The organism is Afifella aestuarii (genome assembly GCF_004023665.1).
Classification (GTDB): domain Bacteria; phylum Pseudomonadota; class Alphaproteobacteria; order Rhizobiales; family Afifellaceae; genus Afifella; species Afifella aestuarii.
The window spans coordinates 1-16,428 of record NZ_SAUF01000004.1 but is presented as its reverse complement, the minus strand read 5'-3'; the positions used below and the strand labels follow the sequence as shown (position 1 = coordinate 16,428).

General features: G+C 61.6%; 11 protein-coding genes and 1 tRNA gene. All 12 read left to right on the top strand.

Going from position 1 to position 16,428, the window contains the following annotated elements; genetic code table 11:
• Positions 1-225 precede the first annotated feature (225 nt).
• The 12 genes from EO094_RS14200 to fusA all read left to right on the top strand — a co-directional run bounded on the left by EO094_RS14200 (position 226) and on the right by fusA (position 16,341).
• Positions 226-301: transfer RNA gene (locus tag EO094_RS14200), tRNA-Trp, on the top strand.
• A gap of 132 nt (positions 302-433) precedes the next feature.
• On the top strand, positions 434-631 hold the full coding sequence (gene secE / locus EO094_RS14195; RefSeq protein WP_092816647.1) for a preprotein translocase subunit SecE: 198 nt from the start codon (positions 434-436) through the stop codon (positions 629-631).
• A 19-nt stretch (positions 632-650) separates the two neighbouring features.
• Complete coding sequence (nusG, locus tag EO094_RS14190; protein ID WP_128293446.1) at positions 651-1,181, top strand: transcription termination/antitermination protein NusG; 531 nt, start codon at positions 651-653, stop codon at positions 1,179-1,181.
• A gap of 169 nt (positions 1,182-1,350) precedes the next feature.
• Positions 1,351-1,779, top strand: coding sequence for a 50S ribosomal protein L11 (gene rplK / locus EO094_RS14185; protein ID WP_092816651.1), 429 nt, complete (start codon positions 1,351-1,353; stop codon positions 1,777-1,779).
• A gap of 4 nt (positions 1,780-1,783) precedes the next feature.
• On the top strand, positions 1,784-2,482 hold the full coding sequence (gene rplA, locus EO094_RS14180; protein WP_128293444.1) for a 50S ribosomal protein L1: 699 nt from the start codon (positions 1,784-1,786) through the stop codon (positions 2,480-2,482).
• Between the two features lie 328 nt (positions 2,483-2,810).
• The gene (gene rplJ / locus EO094_RS14175) at positions 2,811-3,329 is read left to right on the top strand and encodes a 50S ribosomal protein L10 (protein WP_128293441.1); all 519 of its coding nucleotides are present in this window, start codon (positions 2,811-2,813) and stop codon (positions 3,327-3,329) included.
• 51 nt (positions 3,330-3,380) lie between these two features.
• The gene (gene rplL, locus EO094_RS14170; protein ID WP_092816657.1) at positions 3,381-3,761 is read left to right on the top strand and encodes a 50S ribosomal protein L7/L12; all 381 of its coding nucleotides are present in this window, start codon (positions 3,381-3,383) and stop codon (positions 3,759-3,761) included.
• 151 nt (positions 3,762-3,912) lie between these two features.
• On the top strand, positions 3,913-8,067 hold the full coding sequence (gene rpoB, locus EO094_RS14165; protein ID WP_128293439.1) for a DNA-directed RNA polymerase subunit beta: 4,155 nt from the start codon (positions 3,913-3,915) through the stop codon (positions 8,065-8,067).
• 102 nt (positions 8,068-8,169) lie between these two features.
• Entirely contained in the window at positions 8,170-12,387 is a 4,218-nt protein-coding gene (gene rpoC / locus EO094_RS14160; protein ID WP_128293436.1) for a DNA-directed RNA polymerase subunit beta', read from the top strand.
• Between the two features lie 988 nt (positions 12,388-13,375).
• A complete protein-coding gene (rpsL, locus tag EO094_RS14155) occupies positions 13,376-13,747 on the top strand; it encodes a 30S ribosomal protein S12 (RefSeq protein ID WP_026381892.1) in 372 nt (123 codons plus the stop codon).
• Between the two features lie 11 nt (positions 13,748-13,758).
• Entirely contained in the window at positions 13,759-14,229 is a 471-nt protein-coding gene (rpsG, locus tag EO094_RS14150) for a 30S ribosomal protein S7 (RefSeq protein WP_092816690.1), read from the top strand.
• A 21-nt stretch (positions 14,230-14,250) separates the two neighbouring features.
• Positions 14,251-16,341 carry an elongation factor G gene (gene fusA, locus EO094_RS14145; RefSeq protein ID WP_128293434.1) on the top strand — a complete coding sequence of 697 codons (2,091 nt, stop codon included), beginning with the start codon at positions 14,251-14,253 and terminating at the stop codon, positions 16,339-16,341.
• Positions 16,342-16,428 lie beyond the last annotated feature (87 nt).

The window sequence follows — 16,428 nt, the reverse complement described above, 5'->3', positions numbered from 1 at the left end:
TGCCGGCATCGTCTCCGAAATCATCGAGTAACCGCGATCGGGCGTGAAGAGAGGGGCCGACCGTGACGGATTGCTGCGGATCGGCCTTTCACGCTCGAAGGTTGCTCGGTTGCGCTTGCGCCGGCAGCTGCATCTGTGTAGTTCCAGCGCAGGCGAGTCGGCCGCCATGGTCGCTCAAGAGAATTTCGTTCCGGCAAATCGCATTTCCGCGGTGATGCCGGATGAAGGGGTGTAGCTCAGCTGGTAGAGCACCGGTCTCCAAAACCGGTGGTCGGGGGTTCGAATCCCTCCGCCCCTGCCAGATTACAGACGGGATCGCGATCCACTCTTAAGGGAGCCTTAATGAGGGGGTTGCGTCGACGGATGAAACTGACTAACTAGAAGGTTCGGAGGCGCGCGGTCAGGGTGATCGCGCGCCTTTGAGTTCGGCGGCATGGCGAAAACCAATCCTTTTCAATTCCTACAGCAGACGCGGACCGAAGTCGGCAAGGTCACTTGGCCAACTCGGCGCGAGACGCTGATCACAACCGTGATGGTCTTCGTCATGGTATTTCTGGCGGCGATTTTCTTTTTCGTCGCGGACCAGATTATGAGCTGGGGCGTCGGGTTGCTGCTCGGCGCCGCCGGCTGAGCCCGCAAGGCAGAGATTGATGGCGAAACGCTGGTATATCGTCCACGCCTACTCGAATTTTGAGAGCAAGGTCGCTGAGTCCATTCGCGAAAAAGCGGAGGCGGCGGGGCTCGATCATCTGATCGATGAGATCCTGGTTCCGAAGGAGAAGGTCGTCGAGGTGCGTCGTGGCCGCAAGGTCGACGCAGAGCGCAAGTTTTTTCCGGGCTATGTGCTCGTTAAGATGGATATGACCGACGAGGCGTTCCATCTCATCAAGAATACGCCGAAAGTGACCGGCTTTCTTGGTGCCGACAACAAGCCCACACCGATCCCTGATTCGGAAGCCGAGCGCATCATGGCGCAGGTGCAGGAGGGCGTCGATCGTCCGAAGCCTTCGGTCAATTTCGAGATTGGCGAGAGAATTCGCGTTGCCGACGGACCTTTCGCGTCCTTCGAGGGCAATGTCGAGGAGGTCGACGAGGAGAGGGCGCGCGTCAAGGTCGCGGTGTCGATCTTCGGTCGCTCGACCCCTGTTGAGCTGGAATACGGGCAGGTCGAAAAGCTCTGACCCGAATGGCCGCCGGTCCGTGCGATCCGGCGGTCGAGCGGAAGGCTTCGGTCTTCCAGTTGAAGCGTGGAAGGTCGGGACGGTGGCCACAGCGTCTCATCAAGACCGGACCACGCGTCGCGCCGCGCCGCCGGGGTCCGTCTCCGGGCGGCACATAACGGAGTGAAAGATGGCAAAGAAGATTACAGGGTACCTGAAGCTGCAGGTACCGGCGGGTGCGGCCAATCCGTCTCCGCCAATCGGGCCGGCGCTGGGTCAGCGCGGTCTGAACATTATGCAGTTCTGCAAGGATTTCAACGCCGCTTCTCAGGAAATGGAGAAGGGCTCTCCGGTGCCGGTGGTGATCACCATCTTCGCCGACAAATCCTTCACCTTCGCGATGAAGACGCCGCCGGTGTCGTACTTCCTGAAGAAGGCTGCCAAGGTCCAGAAGGGCTCCAAGGCGCCGGGCAAGGATGGTGCTGGCAAGGTGTCACGCGATCAGGTTCGCGAGATCGCCGAGCAGAAAATGAAGGATCTCAACGCTGCCGACGTCGAAGCGGCAATGCGTATGGTCGAGGGCTCCGCGCGCTCGATGGGCCTGGAAGTGGTGGGCTGACGTCATGGCGAAAGTAGCAAAGCGTATGCAGTCGATCTCGGAAGGCATCGATCGCGAAAAGCTCTACGCCGCGGATGAGGCGGTCCGCATGGTCAAAGAGCGCGCCAAGGCGAAGTTCGACGAGACTGTCGAGGTGGCGTTCAATCTCGGTGTCGATCCACGTCACGCCGACCAGATGGTTCGCGGTGTCGTCTCGCTGCCGAACGGTACGGGCCGCACGGTCCGGGTCGCCGTCTTCGCTCGCGGCGAAAAGGCCGACGATGCGCAAAAGGCCGGTGCCGACGTCGTCGGGGCGGAAGACCTTGTCGAGCAGGTTCAGAATGGCCAAATCAACTTCGATCGGGTCATCGCCACGCCGGACATGATGCCGCTCGTCGGTCGTCTCGGTAAGATTCTCGGGCCGCGCGGCATGATGCCGAACCCGAAGGTCGGAAGCGTGACCATGGACGTTGCGAAGGCCGTCAAGGACGCCAAGGGCGGTTCGGTGGAGTTCCGCGTCGAGAAGGCGGGTATCGTTCACGCCGGCATCGGGAAGGCCTCGTTCAGCGAGGAGGCGCTTATCGAAAACCTCCGCGCGTTCACCGAGGCAGTCAACCGCGCCAAGCCGAGCGGTGCCAAGGGTTCGTACCTTCAGCGCGTGACGATCGCGTCGACGCAGGGACCTGGTGTCAAAATCGACGTCAGCTCGCTTTCCGCGAGCTGAGTAGAAATTCCAGCCGGAGCGATCCGGCCGGAAAGGCCGCCGGCAAGCCGGCGGCCGACCTGTCCGAGACTGCAGGTGAGGAATTTTGTCCTCTTAAGCCCGAGTGTCACGAAGGGCCTGCATAAGACGGTGATGGGCCGAATTCGCCGAAAGGCAGTCGGTTCGAACCTCAGCCCCCGGGTTTCCGGGGCCCGCGCCTTCCATCGCGAAGGCAGGGGGACAGGCGTTCACCGCCGCCCTCTCCGCAAGGAGTGGCCCGGAAGGGCAGGGCGGCAGAAGCGAAGCCGTCTCCCTGTCAAAAGGTGGGGAGGCAGATGAGGAAGAGGCAGTGGATAGAGCGCAGAAAAGCGAAATGGTCGACAGCCTCAACGGCGTGTTTTCGGACACGGGCGTTGTGGTCGTTGCCCACTATTCCGGCCTGACCGTCGCCGACATGACAGACCTTCGTGGTCGCATGCGCGCTGCGGGCGGGAGCCTCAAGGTGGTCAAGAACCGCCTCGTCAAGCTCGCTCTGAAGGGCACGGACGCCGAGCATATCAGCGATCTGTTCCAGGGCCCGACGGTCATCGCCTATTCAGATGATCCCGTCGCTGCTCCCAAAGTCGCCGCAGACTTCGCCAAGGCGAAGGAGAAGTTCGTCATTCTCGGCGGTGCGATGGGTGCAACCAACCTGGACAAGGACGGAGTGGAGGCGCTTGCCAAGCTTCCGTCGCTGGATGAGCTGCGTGCCAAGCTGGTCGGCATGATCAACACGCCTGCCACCCGCCTTGCGGGTGTCACTCAGGCGCCGGCCGGACAGCTTGCCCGGGTTTTCGGAGCGTACGCGAAAAAGGACGAGGCGGCTTGAGGCCGACCTTGAAGAGACCAATCCGGTTCGAACCGACAAGGAACTGAGTAAATGGCTGATCTTGCTAAGATTGTGGACGATCTGTCCAACCTGACCGTGCTGGAGGCCGCTGAGCTCTCCAAGATGCTGGAAGAGAAGTGGGGCGTCTCCGCCGCTGCTCCGGTTGCCGTTGCGGCTGCCGGTGGCGCTGCCGGCGGCGAGGCTGCCGCGGAAGAGGAAAAGGATGAGTTCGACGTCATCCTCGCCTCTGCCGGCGACAAGAAGATCAACGTCATCAAGGAAGTCCGCGCCATTACCGGCCTTGGACTGAAAGAGGCGAAGGATCTCGTCGAAGGCGCTCCGAAGCCGGTCAAGGAAGCGGCCTCCAAGGCCGAGGCCGAAGAGATCAAGAAGAAGCTCGAAGAAGCCGGCGCTACCGTCGAGCTCAAGTAAGCTTCTGTTGGCGCACAGAGTTTTGTGCGTTTGAGATTGGGCGGTCCCGCATAAACGCGGGGCCGCCCGCAGGCTTTCTCGATGGTCGCCCGTCATGGCGACCCTCCAGACAGCCGTCAACATCCGCTCCGAGCGAGGACGAGGACCATCCATGGCGAACACTGCCGTTCAGACCGCAAGCTTTTCCGGCCGCCGCCGCATCCGCAAGTTCTTCGGTCACATCACCGAAGCGGCCGAGATGCCGAACCTGATCGAGGTGCAGAAATCCTCCTACGATCAGTTTCTCATGGTGGAAGAGCCAGAAGGCGGCCGCGGCGACGAAGGCATTCAGGCCGTCTTCAAGTCCGTTTTCCCGATCACGGACTTCTCCGGCCAGGCGATGCTGGAGTTTGTGCGCTACGAATTCGAGCCGCCGAAATACGATACCGACGAATGCCGGCAGCGTGACATAACCTACGCCGCGCCGCTCAAGGTGACGCTGCGGCTGATCGTCTTCGATGTGGACGAGGATACGGGTGCGAAGTCCGTCAAGGACATCAAAGAGCAGGACGTCTATATGGGCGACATGCCGCTGATGACGGACAACGGCACGTTCATCATCAATGGTACCGAGCGCGTCATCGTCTCCCAGATGCATCGCTCGCCGGGTGTCTTCTTCGACCACGACAAGGGCAAGACGCACTCCTCGGGCAAGCTTTTGTTTGCCGCCCGCATCATTCCGTATCGGGGCTCCTGGCTCGACATCGAGTTCGACGCCAAGGACGTGGTGCATGCGCGCATCGACCGCCGCCGCAAGATTCCGGTTACGTCGCTTTTGATGGCGCTCGGGATGGACGGCGAGGAAATCCTTTCGACCTTCTACGACATCGTGACGGCGACGCGCGGTGACAACGGCTGGATCGTTCCCTTCGATCCGGAAAAGCTGCGTGGGACGAAGGCGAGCGAAGACTATGTCGACGCCGCGAGCGGCGAGGTCGTCGTCGAGGCCGGCAAGAAGATCACCGCCCGTCTGGCGCGTCAGCTGGTTGAAAAGGGCGTCAAGTCGCTGGTCGTCTCCGACGAGCAGGTTCTCGGCCGTTTCCTCGGCGAGGACATCGTCAACTTCGAGACGGGCGAGATCTATGCGGAGGCCGGCGACGAGGTCTCCGAGAAGATGCTCGATCAGCTTCGTGAGCTCAACCGCAACGAGATCGCGCTTCTCGAGATCGACCACGTCAATGTCGGCGCTTATATGCGCAACACGCTGGCGGCCGATAAGAACGAGAGCCGCGAGGACGCGCTGTTCGACATCTATCGTGTGATGCGTCCGGGCGAGCCGCCGACGATCGAGACGGCAGAGGCGATGTTCCAGTCGCTGTTCTTCGATCCGGAGCGCTACGACCTCTCTGCGGTCGGCCGCGTGAAGATGAACATGCGCCTCGACCTTCAGACCGAGGACACGATGCGGGTCCTGCGCAAGGAGGATATCCTTGCGGTCATCCGCATGCTCCTCGACCTGCGTGACGGTCGCGGCGAGATCGACGACATCGACAATCTCGGCAATCGCCGCGTGCGGTCGGTCGGCGAGCTGATGGAAAATCAGTACCGCGTCGGCCTTCTGCGCATGGAGCGCGCGATCAAGGAGCGTATGTCGTCGGTCGAGATCGACACGGTGATGCCGCAGGATCTGATCAACGCTAAGCCGGCGGCTGCCGCGGTGCGCGAGTTCTTCGGATCTTCGCAGCTGTCGCAGTTCATGGACCAGACCAACCCGCTGTCGGAAATCACCCACAAGCGGCGCCTGTCGGCGCTTGGCCCGGGTGGTCTGACGCGTGAGCGGGCCGGCTTCGAAGTGCGCGACGTGCATCCGACCCATTACGGCCGCATCTGCCCGATCGAGACGCCGGAAGGCCCGAATATCGGCCTCATCAACTCGCTCGCCACTTTTGCGCGCGTCAACAAATACGGCTTCATCGAAAGCCCGTATCGGCGCATCGTCGAAGGCAAGGTGACGGACGAGGTCGTGTATCTCTCGGCCATGGAAGAGGCGAAGTACACGGTCGCCCAGGCGAACGCTCAGCTCGACGAAGAGGGACGCTTCGCCAACGAGCTCGTCACGTGCCGTCACAGCGGCGACGTCTCGATGGTGTCGCGCGACAAGGTCGACCTCATGGACGTGTCGCCGAAGCAGCTCGTTTCGGTGGCCGCGGCGCTCATTCCGTTCCTGGAAAACGATGACGCCAACCGCGCGCTCATGGGATCGAACATGCAGCGGCAGGCCGTGCCTCTGGTGCGTGCCGAGGCGCCGCTCGTCGGGACCGGCATGGAGCCGATCGTGGCGCGCGATTCGGGCGCAGCGATTACGGCAAGGCGGACCGGCGTCGTCGATCAGGTCGATGCCACGCGTATCGTCATTCGGGCCACGGAAGAGATCGACACCTCAAAGTCCGGCGTCGACATCTACCGGCTGCAGAAGTTCCAGCGGTCCAACCAGAACACCTGCATCACGCAGCGTCCGCTGGTGCGGGTCGGCGAGCAGGTGCGCAAGGGCGAAGTGATTGCTGACGGTCCGTCGACGGATATCGGTGATCTCGCGCTCGGCCGGAACGTGCTCGTCGCGTTCATGCCGTGGAACGGCTACAACTTCGAGGATTCCATCCTCCTGTCGGAGCGGATCGTTCGCGACGATGTCTTCACCTCGATCCATATCGAGGAATTCGAGGTGATGGCGCGCGACACGAAGCTCGGTCCGGAAGAGATCACGCGCGATATTCCGAACGTCTCGGAAGAGGCGCTTCGCAATCTCGACGAAGCGGGCATCGTCTATATCGGTGCGGAAGTGCAGCCGGGCGACATTCTGGTCGGTAAGATCACGCCGAAGGGCGAAAGCCCGATCACGCCGGAAGAGAAGCTTCTGCGCGCGATCTTCGGCGAGAAGGCCTCGGATGTGCGGGACACCTCGCTCCGCATGCCGCCAGGAACCTACGGCACCATCGTGGAAGTGCGCGTCTTCAACCGCCACGGCGTGGAGAAGGACGAGCGTGCGATGGCTATCGAGCGCGAAGAGATCGAGCGTCTCGCCAAGGACCGCGACGACGAGCAGTCGATCCTCGACCGCAACATCTACGGCCGTCTGGCCGACATGTTGCGCGGCGAGGCGGGTGCCGCCGGACCGAAGGGCTTCAAGAAGGGCACTGAAATCACCGACGAGGTGATGGCAGAATATCCCCGCTCGCAGTGGTGGCTGTTTGCCGTCGGCGACGACAAGAAGATGTCGGACATCGAGGGCCTGAAGCAGCAGTACGACGAGAGCCGCAAGCGTCTGGAAAATCGCTTCATCGACAAGGTCGAGAAGCTGCAGCGCGGCGACGAGCTGCCTCCTGGCGTCATGAAGATGGTCAAGGTCTTCGTCGCTGTGAAGCGCAAGATCCAGCCTGGCGACAAGATGGCCGGCCGGCATGGCAACAAGGGTGTCGTGTCGAAGATCGTGCCGGTCGAGGACATGCCGTTCCTGGCAGACGGGACGCATGCCGATATCGTGCTCAATCCGCTCGGCGTGCCGAGCCGCATGAATGTCGGACAGATTCTCGAAACGCATCTCGGCTGGGCTTGCGCCAATCTCGGCAAGCAGATCGGCGAGCTCGTGGAAGCCTACCGCAAGAGCGGCGACGTGCAGCCTTTGCGCTCACATCTGTCGGGCATCTACGACGACAACGACAAGAACGAGAAGATCTCGTCGTTCGACGATGAATCGGTCGTGCGTCTCGGTCATCAGCTCACCTCCGGTGTGCCGATTGCGACCCCGGTCTTCGACGGTGCCAAAGAGGCCGATATCGACGAGCTTCTGGAAAAGGCGGGTCTCAACCGCTCGGGCCAGGCTCAGCTCTTCGACGGCAAAACCGGCGAACCGTTCGATCGTAACGTCACCGTCGGCTACATCTACATGCTGAAGCTGCACCATCTCGTCGACGACAAGATCCATGCGCGGTCCATCGGTCCGTACTCGCTCGTCACCCAGCAGCCGCTGGGCGGTAAGGCGCAGTTCGGCGGACAGCGTTTCGGCGAAATGGAGGTCTGGGCCCTGGAAGCTTACGGCGCGGCCTATACCTTGCAAGAGATGCTGACGGTGAAATCGGACGACGTCGCGGGCCGTACCAAGGTCTACGAAGCGATCGTCAGAGGCGACGATACCTTCGAAGCGGGTATCCCGGAGAGCTTCAACGTTCTCGTCAAAGAGATGCGTTCGCTCGGCCTCAGCGTCGATCTGGAAGATTCCGAGAAGATGCGTTCTCTGCCACAGAGTTACGACAAGGATGCCGCAGAATAGTGCGGCATCCCATTGCCTCGACCAGACTAACCCAGCCGCTTCCCCCGGCGGCGCGGCGTCGCTTGGTGCGGCGCGAGGAACATTGGCAAGGAGAATGACCCTATGAACCAAGAGGTCATGAACATCTTCAGCCCGCAGGCGCAGCAGCAGACGTTCGATCAGATTCGAATTTCTCTCGCGAGCCCTGAGAAGATTCTGTCTTGGTCTTACGGCGAGATCAAAAAGCCGGAAACCATCAACTACCGGACGTTCAAGCCTGAACGCGACGGTCTGTTCTGCGCGCGCATCTTTGGCCCGATCAAGGACTATGAGTGCCTGTGCGGCAAGTACAAGCGGATGAAGTATAAGGGCATCATCTGCGAAAAGTGCGGTGTGGAAGTCACCCTTGCGCGCGTTCGGCGCGAGCGCATGGGCCATATCGAGCTCGCCGCTCCGGTTGCGCATATCTGGTTCTTGAAGTCGCTGCCGTCGCGCATCGCTCTCATGCTCGACATGACGCTGAAGGACATCGAGCGCGTCCTTTATTTCGAGAACTACATCGTCGTGGAGCCGGGCATCACGCCGCTCCAGGAGAAGCAGCTGCTCTCCGAAGACGAGTATCTCGAGGCGCAGGATCAGTACGGCGCCGACAGCTTCACCGCCATGATCGGTGCGGAAGCCGTGCGCGAGCTGTTGATGGCGATCGATCTCGAGACGGAGGCCGTGCGCCTGCGCCAGGAGATCGCCGAAGCAACGACGGAGCTGAAGCCGAAGAAGCTTGCCAAGCGCCTCAAGGTCATTGAGGCCTTCACGGCCTCCGGCAACCGTCCGGAATGGATGGTGATGACGGTCGTTCCGGTCATTCCGCCGGATCTGCGTCCGCTCGTACCGCTCGATGGCGGTCGTTTCGCGACGTCGGATCTCAACGATCTCTATCGCCGCGTCATCAACCGCAACAACCGCCTGAAGCGCCTCATCGAGCTGCGTGCGCCGGACATCATCATCCGCAACGAAAAGCGGATGCTGCAGGAATCCGTCGATGCGCTGTTCGACAACGGCCGTCGCGGCCGCGTCATCACGGGCACCAACAAGCGCCCGCTGAAGTCGCTCTCCGACATGCTGAAGGGCAAACAGGGCCGTTTCCGGCAGAACCTTCTCGGCAAGCGCGTCGACTATTCCGGCCGTTCGGTCATCGTGGTCGGTCCGGAGATGAAGCTGCATCAATGCGGCCTGCCGAAGAAGATGGCGCTCGAGCTGTTCAAGCCGTTCATCTATTCGCGCCTCGACGCCAAGGGCTATTCGGCCACGGTGAAGCAGGCGAAGAAGCTGGTGGAGAAGGAGAAGCCGGAGGTCTGGGATATCCTCGACGAGGTCATCCGCGAGCATCCGGTTATGCTCAACCGGGCGCCGACCTTGCACCGCCTCGGCATTCAGGCTTTCGAGCCGGTGCTGGTGGAAGGCAAGGCGATCCAGCTGCATCCGCTCGTCTGCGCAGCCTTCAATGCCGACTTCGACGGCGACCAGATGGCGGTCCACGTGCCGCTGTCGCTGGAAGCACAGCTCGAAGCCCGCGTTCTGATGATGTCGACCAACAACATTCTGCACCCGGCGAATGGTCAGCCGATCATTGTGCCGTCGCAGGATATCGTTCTCGGTCTCTATTATCTCTCGGTGATGCAGGACAACGAGCCGGGCGAGGGGATGCTGTTCGGCTCGATCAACGAGCTGCATCATGCGCTCGAGGTCGGTGCGGTGACGCTGCACACGAAGATCAAGGGTCGCTACAAGGGTATCGGCCCCGATGGCGAGCCTAACTCGAAGATCTACGAGACAACGCCTGGGCGTATGTTGATCGGCGAGCTTCTTCCGAAGCATCCCGCGATCCCGTTCGACATCTGCAACAAGCTGATGACGAAGAAGGAGATCAGCCGGACGATCGATACGGTCTACCGGCATACGGGCCAGAAAGAGACCGTGATCTTCTGCGACCGGATCATGCAGCTCGGCTTCCGTCAGGCGGCCCGCGCCGGCATTTCGTTCGGCAAGGACGATATGGTCATTCCGGAGGCGAAGACGGCGCTCGTCGAAGAGACGCGTCAGCTCGCGGCCGAATATGAGCAGCAGTACAATGATGGCCTGATCACTCAGGGCGAGAAGTACAACAAGGTCGTCGACGCCTGGGCGAAGTGCACCGACAAGGTCGCCGACGAGATGATGAAGAAGATCCAGGCGGTCGAATTCGACGACGAGACCGGGCGCCAGAAGCAGGTCAACTCCATCTACATGATGTCGCATTCCGGTGCGCGTGGCTCTCCTGCTCAGATGAAGCAGCTGGCGGGCATGCGTGGCCTGATGGCCAAGCCGTCCGGCGAGATCATCGAGAGCCCGATCATCTCCAACTTCAAAGAAGGCCTGTCGGTTCTGGAGTACTTCAACTCCACGCACGGTGCCCGAAAGGGGCTGGCCGACACCGCTTTGAAGACGGCGAACTCGGGTTATCTCACGCGCCGTCTCGTCGACGTGGCCCAGGACTGCATCATCACCGAGACCGATTGCGGCTCGGAGAATGGCCTCACCATGCAGGCGATTGTCGATGCGGGCCAGGTTGTCGCGACGATCGGCCAGCGCGTCCTTGGGCGCACGGCAGCCGAAGACGTGACGGACTCGGCCACGGGCGAGATCATCGTGCCGAAGGGCGAGCTCATCGAAGAGCGGCATGTGGAAGCGATCGAGGCGGCCGGCGTGCAGTCCGTGCTCATTCGTTCGGTTCTCACCTGCGAGACCAAATACGGCGTCTGCGGCAAGTGCTACGGTCGCGATCTGGCTCGCGGTACGCCGGTCAATATGGGCGAGGCCGTCGGCGTCATCGCGGCGCAGTCGATCGGCGAGCCGGGAACGCAGCTCACCATGCGGACCTTCCACATCGGTGGTACGGCGCAGGTGGTCGATCAGTCGTTCCTGGAATCGACGTTCGAGGGCACGGTCGAAATCCGCAACCGTTCCGTGGTGCGCAATTCCGAAGGTCGGCTCATCGCCATGGGCCGCAACATGCAGGTCGCCATTCTCGATGAGAAGGGCAAGGAGCGGTCGAGCCACCGCGTCCCGTACGGCGCCAAGCTGTTCGTGGACGAGGGCGACACGATCAAGCGGGGGCAGCGGATTGCCGAATGGGATCCGTATACCCGGCCGATCGTGACGGAAGTCGGCGGCAAGGTGTCGTTTGAGGATATGGTCGAAGGCGCCTCCGTGACGGAGACAGCCGACGAATCGACCGGCATCACCAAGCGCGTCGTCATCGACTGGCGGGCGAGCCCGCGTGGGGCGAACCTGAAGCCTGCTCTCGTCGTCTTCGATGCGAACGGCGAGCCGGCGAAGCTCGAGCGCGGCGGCGACGCCCGCTACCAGCTCTCGGTCGATGCCATTCTCTCGGTGGAGCCGGGAGACGAGGTGGCACCGGGCGATGTGCTGGCACGTATTCCGCTTGAAAGCGCCAAGACGCGCGACATCACCGGCGGTCTGCCGCGGGTGGCGGAGCTCTTCGAAGCGCGGCGTCCGAAGGATCACGCCATTATTGCCGAGCAGGCAGGTATGGTCCGCTTCGGCCGCGATTATAAGAACAAGCGGCGTATCGTGATCGAGCCTGTCGATGGCGAAGGCGAGCCGGTGGAATATCTGATCCCGAAGGGACGGCCGTTCCATCTGCAGGAAGGCGACGTCATCGAGAAGGGCGACTTCATTCTCGATGGTCTGCCGGCCCCGCACGACATCCTGGCGATCAAGGGCGTGGAAGAGCTTGCGGCTTACCTCGTCAACGAGATCCAGGAGGTCTACCGACTGCAGGGCGTGTTGATCAACGACAAGCACATCGAGGTGATCGTTCGCCAGATGCTGCAGAAGGTCGAGATCACCGAGCAGGGCGACAGCGACCTCATCTCGGGCGAGCAGGTCGACCGTATCGAGCTCGATGCGATCAATGCGCGTCTCCACGAAGAGGGCAAGCGGACCGCCGAAGGCGTGCCGGTGCTGCTGGGTATCACGAAGGCGAGCCTGCAGACCCGCTCGTTCATCTCCGCGGCCTCCTTCCAGGAGACCACTCGAGTGCTCACCGATGCTGCCGTCAACGGCAAGATCGATACACTCGAAGGCCTCAAGGAGAACGTCATCGTCGGCCGCCTCATTCCGGCTGGTACTGGCGGCGCGATTGCGCGGCTGCGCGCGATCGCTCAGCGGCGTGACGAGCTCATCGCCGAGGACGAGCGCAAGCGGGCGGAAATCTCCGCCAAGGCTGCTCTCGTCGATCTGAGCGGCGGCGAGGGAGCCCCGGTCGACGCGGCCGAATAGCCCTTCGAAGGGTCTCTGTTGAGTTTGAAAGCCCCGGCCGAGCGCCGGGGCTTTCGCGTTATACGGCCGCGTCGGGGCGCCGGAGACGCGACCTCTGTGGCCGGGCGAACACAGGCCCCAGCGAACTGTGGACCATTTACTTCCTCGACATTTTCTCGCGTGAAAATCGCTTGTGCAGGCCGACGATTCCTTTAGAGCAGCGCGGCCGGCGAAGAACCGCCGCAAGGCTCACAAGATCAGTCTCTGGGGAATGAACCTTTTCGGCCGCCCGCCGTTAACGGGGCCGAGGGGAACCAGAACTCAACGGAACAGGATAAATGGCCGGACACCTTGTCAAACGCACCCTGCTGTTTTTCGGGTTGACGTTCGGGTACGCGACGATTGCAGCGATCCCGTACCTCAACTGAGGCAGATTTTCAGTTCAACAAAAGGGCCGGCCGTAGCGCCGGCCTTTTTTTGTTTAGTCGACGGTATCTGTCGCGCTCGGCGAATCGGAGCGCCCGGTGGCGAGAGGTCCCGGCGATTCGTTTTCCGTGAATTTCGGGCCGCACGGCTCTTGTGGGAGCGATTCTCTTTCGATTAGAATCGCATACGGCCGCCTTTTGGAGGCGATCGGCGAACATTTCGCCCTGCTGCGATAGATCCTGTGGCCAGGTCGGCGCCAAAGCGAGCTTTGAATCGTCGATTCCGGGCCCTGACGCCGCAAACGTTAAGAAAACCCGGGCCTCGGGGTTGACGCGAACCCTACCACTGGCTAGATGAGCACCACCCAAGGGGCAGGCGGTAAGCCAAGCCCTGTTTCGTGCGTCCATTGCGCGAGACTACAAGGCTTAAACGCTGCCCGGGTTTGAATGCGATACGAGTTTTGGATCACGATTGCGGTCTCCCGCAATCCTCTGTTTCGAGCGCTGCAACCTTCTAAAGGTGATGCGGCGCGATTCATGTCGTGTTCGTGAGGGATTCGATAGAACGGAAGCCGGACATATTAATGCCGACGATCAACCAGCTCATCCGCAAGCCGCGTCACGACAAGCCGCGGCGTAACAAGGTGCCGGCGCTCGAGGCCAATCCGCAGAAGCGCGGTGTGTGCACGCGCGTCTACACGACGACGCCGAAGAAGCCGAACTCCGCGCTGCGTAAGGTTGCCAAGGTGCGCCTCACCAACGGCTACGAAGTCGTCGGCTATATCCCGGGCGAGGGCCATAATCTTCAGGAGCACTCCGTGGTGATGATCCGCGGCGGGCGCGTGAAGGACCTTCCGGGTGTTCGCTATCACATTCTGCGCGGCGTCCTCGACACGCAGGGCGTCAAAGACCGTCGCCAGCGTCGTTCGAAGTACGGCGCCAAGCGGCCGAAGTAAGGAGAGGGGCGATGTCGCGACGCCGTCGTGCAGACAAGCGGGAAATCAATCCCGATCCGAAGTATGGGGATCGGGTGATCTCCAAGTTCATGAACTCCGTGATGTATCACGGTAAGAAGTCGGCTGCTGAATCGATCGTCTATGGGGCGCTCGAGAGTGTCGAAGGCCGGATGCGCCAGGATCCTGTCGCGGTCTTCCATCAGGCGCTCGACAACGTCATGCCGCATGTGGAAGTGCGCTCCCGCCGTGTCGGTGGTGCGACGTACCAGGTGCCGGTCGAAGTCCGGGTGGATCGCCGTCAGGCGCTGGCCATTCGCTGGCTGATCACGGCCGCCCGCGGCCGTAACGAGCGGACCATGAAGGAGCGCCTTTCCGGCGAGCTCATGGACGCTGCCAACAACCGCGGAAATGCGGTGAAGAAGCGCGAAGATACGCACCGCATGGCGGAAGCGAACCGCGCCTTCTCGCATTACCGCTGGTAACCGAAAGAAACGGGGCCCCACATGCCACGCGACTATAAGATCGAGGACTACCGCAATTTCGGCATCATGGCGCACATTGATGCTGGAAAGACCACGACGACAGAGCGGATCCTCTTCTACACCGGCAAGAGCCATAAGATGGGCGAGGTCCATGAGGGCGCCGCCACCATGGACTGGATGGAGCAGGAGCAGGAGCGGGGCATCACGATCACGTCGGCTGCGACGACCACCTTCTGGGCGGGTCGCGACGGCAAGAAGCGGCGCCTCAACATCATCGACACGCCAGGCCACGTCGACTTCACGATTGAAGTCGAGCGTTCGCTGCGTGTGCTCGACGGTGCGATTGCTCTTCTCGACGCCAATGCCGGCGTCGAGCCGCAGACCGAGACGGTTTGGCGCCAGGCGGACAAGTACAAAGTTCCGCGCATGATCTTCGTCAACAAGATGGATAAGATCGGCGCCGACTTTTACCGCTGCGTGGAGATGATCGAGGATCGTCTCGGTGCTCAGCCGCTGGTTCTTCAGCTGCCGGTCGGCGCGGAAAGCGACTTCAAGGGCGTCGTCGATCTCATCGAGATGAACGCTCGCCTCTGGCGCGACGAGACGCTCGGCGCACAGTGGGACGACGTGGAGATCCCAGAGGATCTTCGCGATCGGGCCGAAGAGTGGCGCGAGAAGCTCATCGAGACCGTTGTCGAGCTCGATGACACCGTCATGGAGGCCTATCTCGAAGGCAACATGCCGGACAACGACACGATCCGCCGGCTCGTCCGCAAGGGCACCTGCGCCGTGCAGTTCTTCCCGATCCTTGCCGGCTCGGCTTTCAAGAACAAGGGCGTTCAGCTTCTGCTCGACGCGGTCGTCGACTATCTGCCGAGCCCGGTCGAAGTGCACGCGATCCGCGGCATCGACCCGAAGAATGGCGAAGAGGTCAAGCGCGTCTCCTCGGACGACGAGCCGCTCTCGATGCTCGCGTTCAAGATCATGAACGACCCGTTCGTCGGCTCTCTGACCTTCGCCCGCATCTATTCGGGCAAGCTCGAATCGGGTGCCAGCCTGATGAACACGGTGAAGGAAAAGCGCGAGCGCATCGGTCGTATGCTTCTCATGCACTCCAACAACCGTGAAGAGATCAAGGAAGCGTTCGCTGGCGACATTGTCGCGCTCGTCGGTCTTAAGGACACGACGACGGGTGATACGCTCTGCGACCCAGTGAAGCCGGTCATCCTGGAGCGGATGGAATTCCCGGATCCGGTCATCGAGATCGCGATCGAGCCGAATTCCAAGGCCGACCAGGAGAAGATGGGCCTCGCCCTCAACCGCCTGGCGCAGGAGGATCCGTCCTTCCGCGTGAAGACGGACGAGGAATCCGGTCAGACGATCATTGCCGGCATGGGCGAGCTTCATCTCGACATTCTCGTCGATCGCATGAAGCGCGAGTTCAAGGTGGCGGCGAATGTCGGTCAGCCGCAGGTGGCGTATCGCGAGACGATCACGCAGGCTGCGGAAATCGACTACACGCACAAGAAGCAGAGCGGCGGTTCGGGCCAGTTTGCTCGCGTCAAGATCGTGTTCGAGCCGCAGGAGTCTGGTGCAGGCTTCGCGTTCGAATCCAAGATCGTCGGCGGCAACGTGCCGAAGGAATACATTCCGGGCGTCCAGAAGGGCCTGGAAAGCGTCCTTGGCAATGGTGTGCTGGCCGGCTTCCCGATGGTCGACCTCAAGGCGACGCTCCTCGATGGTGCGTACCATGACGTTGACTCCTCGGTGCTCGCCTTCGAAATCGCGGCTCGTGCCGCGTTCCGCGAAGGTGCCCAGAAGGCCAAGCCGGTTCTTCTCGAGCCGGTCATGAAGGTCGAGGTGGTGACGCCGGAGGATTACACCGGGTCTGTGATCGGTGACCTCAATTCCCGGCGTGGGCAGGTGCAGGGCCAGGAGATGCGTGGCAATGCCACCGTCATCAACGCCATGGTGCCGCTTGCCAACATGTTTGGTTACGTCAACACGCTGCGCTCGATGAGCCAGGGGCGTGCCCAGTACACCATGCAGTTCGACCATTACTCGCCGGTGCCGAGCCAGGTCGCCCAGGAAATTCAATCGAAATACGCCTGATTTCTTCAGAAACAGGTTGAGAAGTCAGACGGAGAGAGCTGATGGCAAAAGAGAAATTTTCGCGCACGAAGCCGCATGCGAACATCG

Excerpts from the sequence above, each read along its gene's own strand:
- secE (WP_092816647.1), top strand. The coding sequence starts at position 434 with ATGGCGAAAACCAATCCTTTTCAATTCCTACAGCAGACGCGGACCGAA.
- nusG (WP_128293446.1), top strand. The coding sequence starts at position 651 with ATGGCGAAACGCTGGTATATCGTCCACGCCTACTCGAATTTTGAGAGC.
- rplK (WP_092816651.1), top strand. The coding sequence starts at position 1,351 with ATGGCAAAGAAGATTACAGGGTACCTGAAGCTGCAGGTACCGGCGGGT.
- rplA (WP_128293444.1), top strand. The coding sequence starts at position 1,784 with ATGGCGAAAGTAGCAAAGCGTATGCAGTCGATCTCGGAAGGCATCGAT.
- rplL (WP_092816657.1), top strand. The coding sequence starts at position 3,381 with ATGGCTGATCTTGCTAAGATTGTGGACGATCTGTCCAACCTGACCGTG.
- rpoB (WP_128293439.1), top strand. The coding sequence starts at position 3,913 with ATGGCGAACACTGCCGTTCAGACCGCAAGCTTTTCCGGCCGCCGCCGC.
- rpoC (WP_128293436.1), top strand. The coding sequence starts at position 8,170 with ATGAACCAAGAGGTCATGAACATCTTCAGCCCGCAGGCGCAGCAGCAG.
- rpsL (WP_026381892.1), top strand. The coding sequence starts at position 13,376 with ATGCCGACGATCAACCAGCTCATCCGCAAGCCGCGTCACGACAAGCCG.
- rpsG (WP_092816690.1), top strand. The coding sequence starts at position 13,759 with ATGTCGCGACGCCGTCGTGCAGACAAGCGGGAAATCAATCCCGATCCG.
- fusA (WP_128293434.1), top strand. The coding sequence starts at position 14,251 with ATGCCACGCGACTATAAGATCGAGGACTACCGCAATTTCGGCATCATG.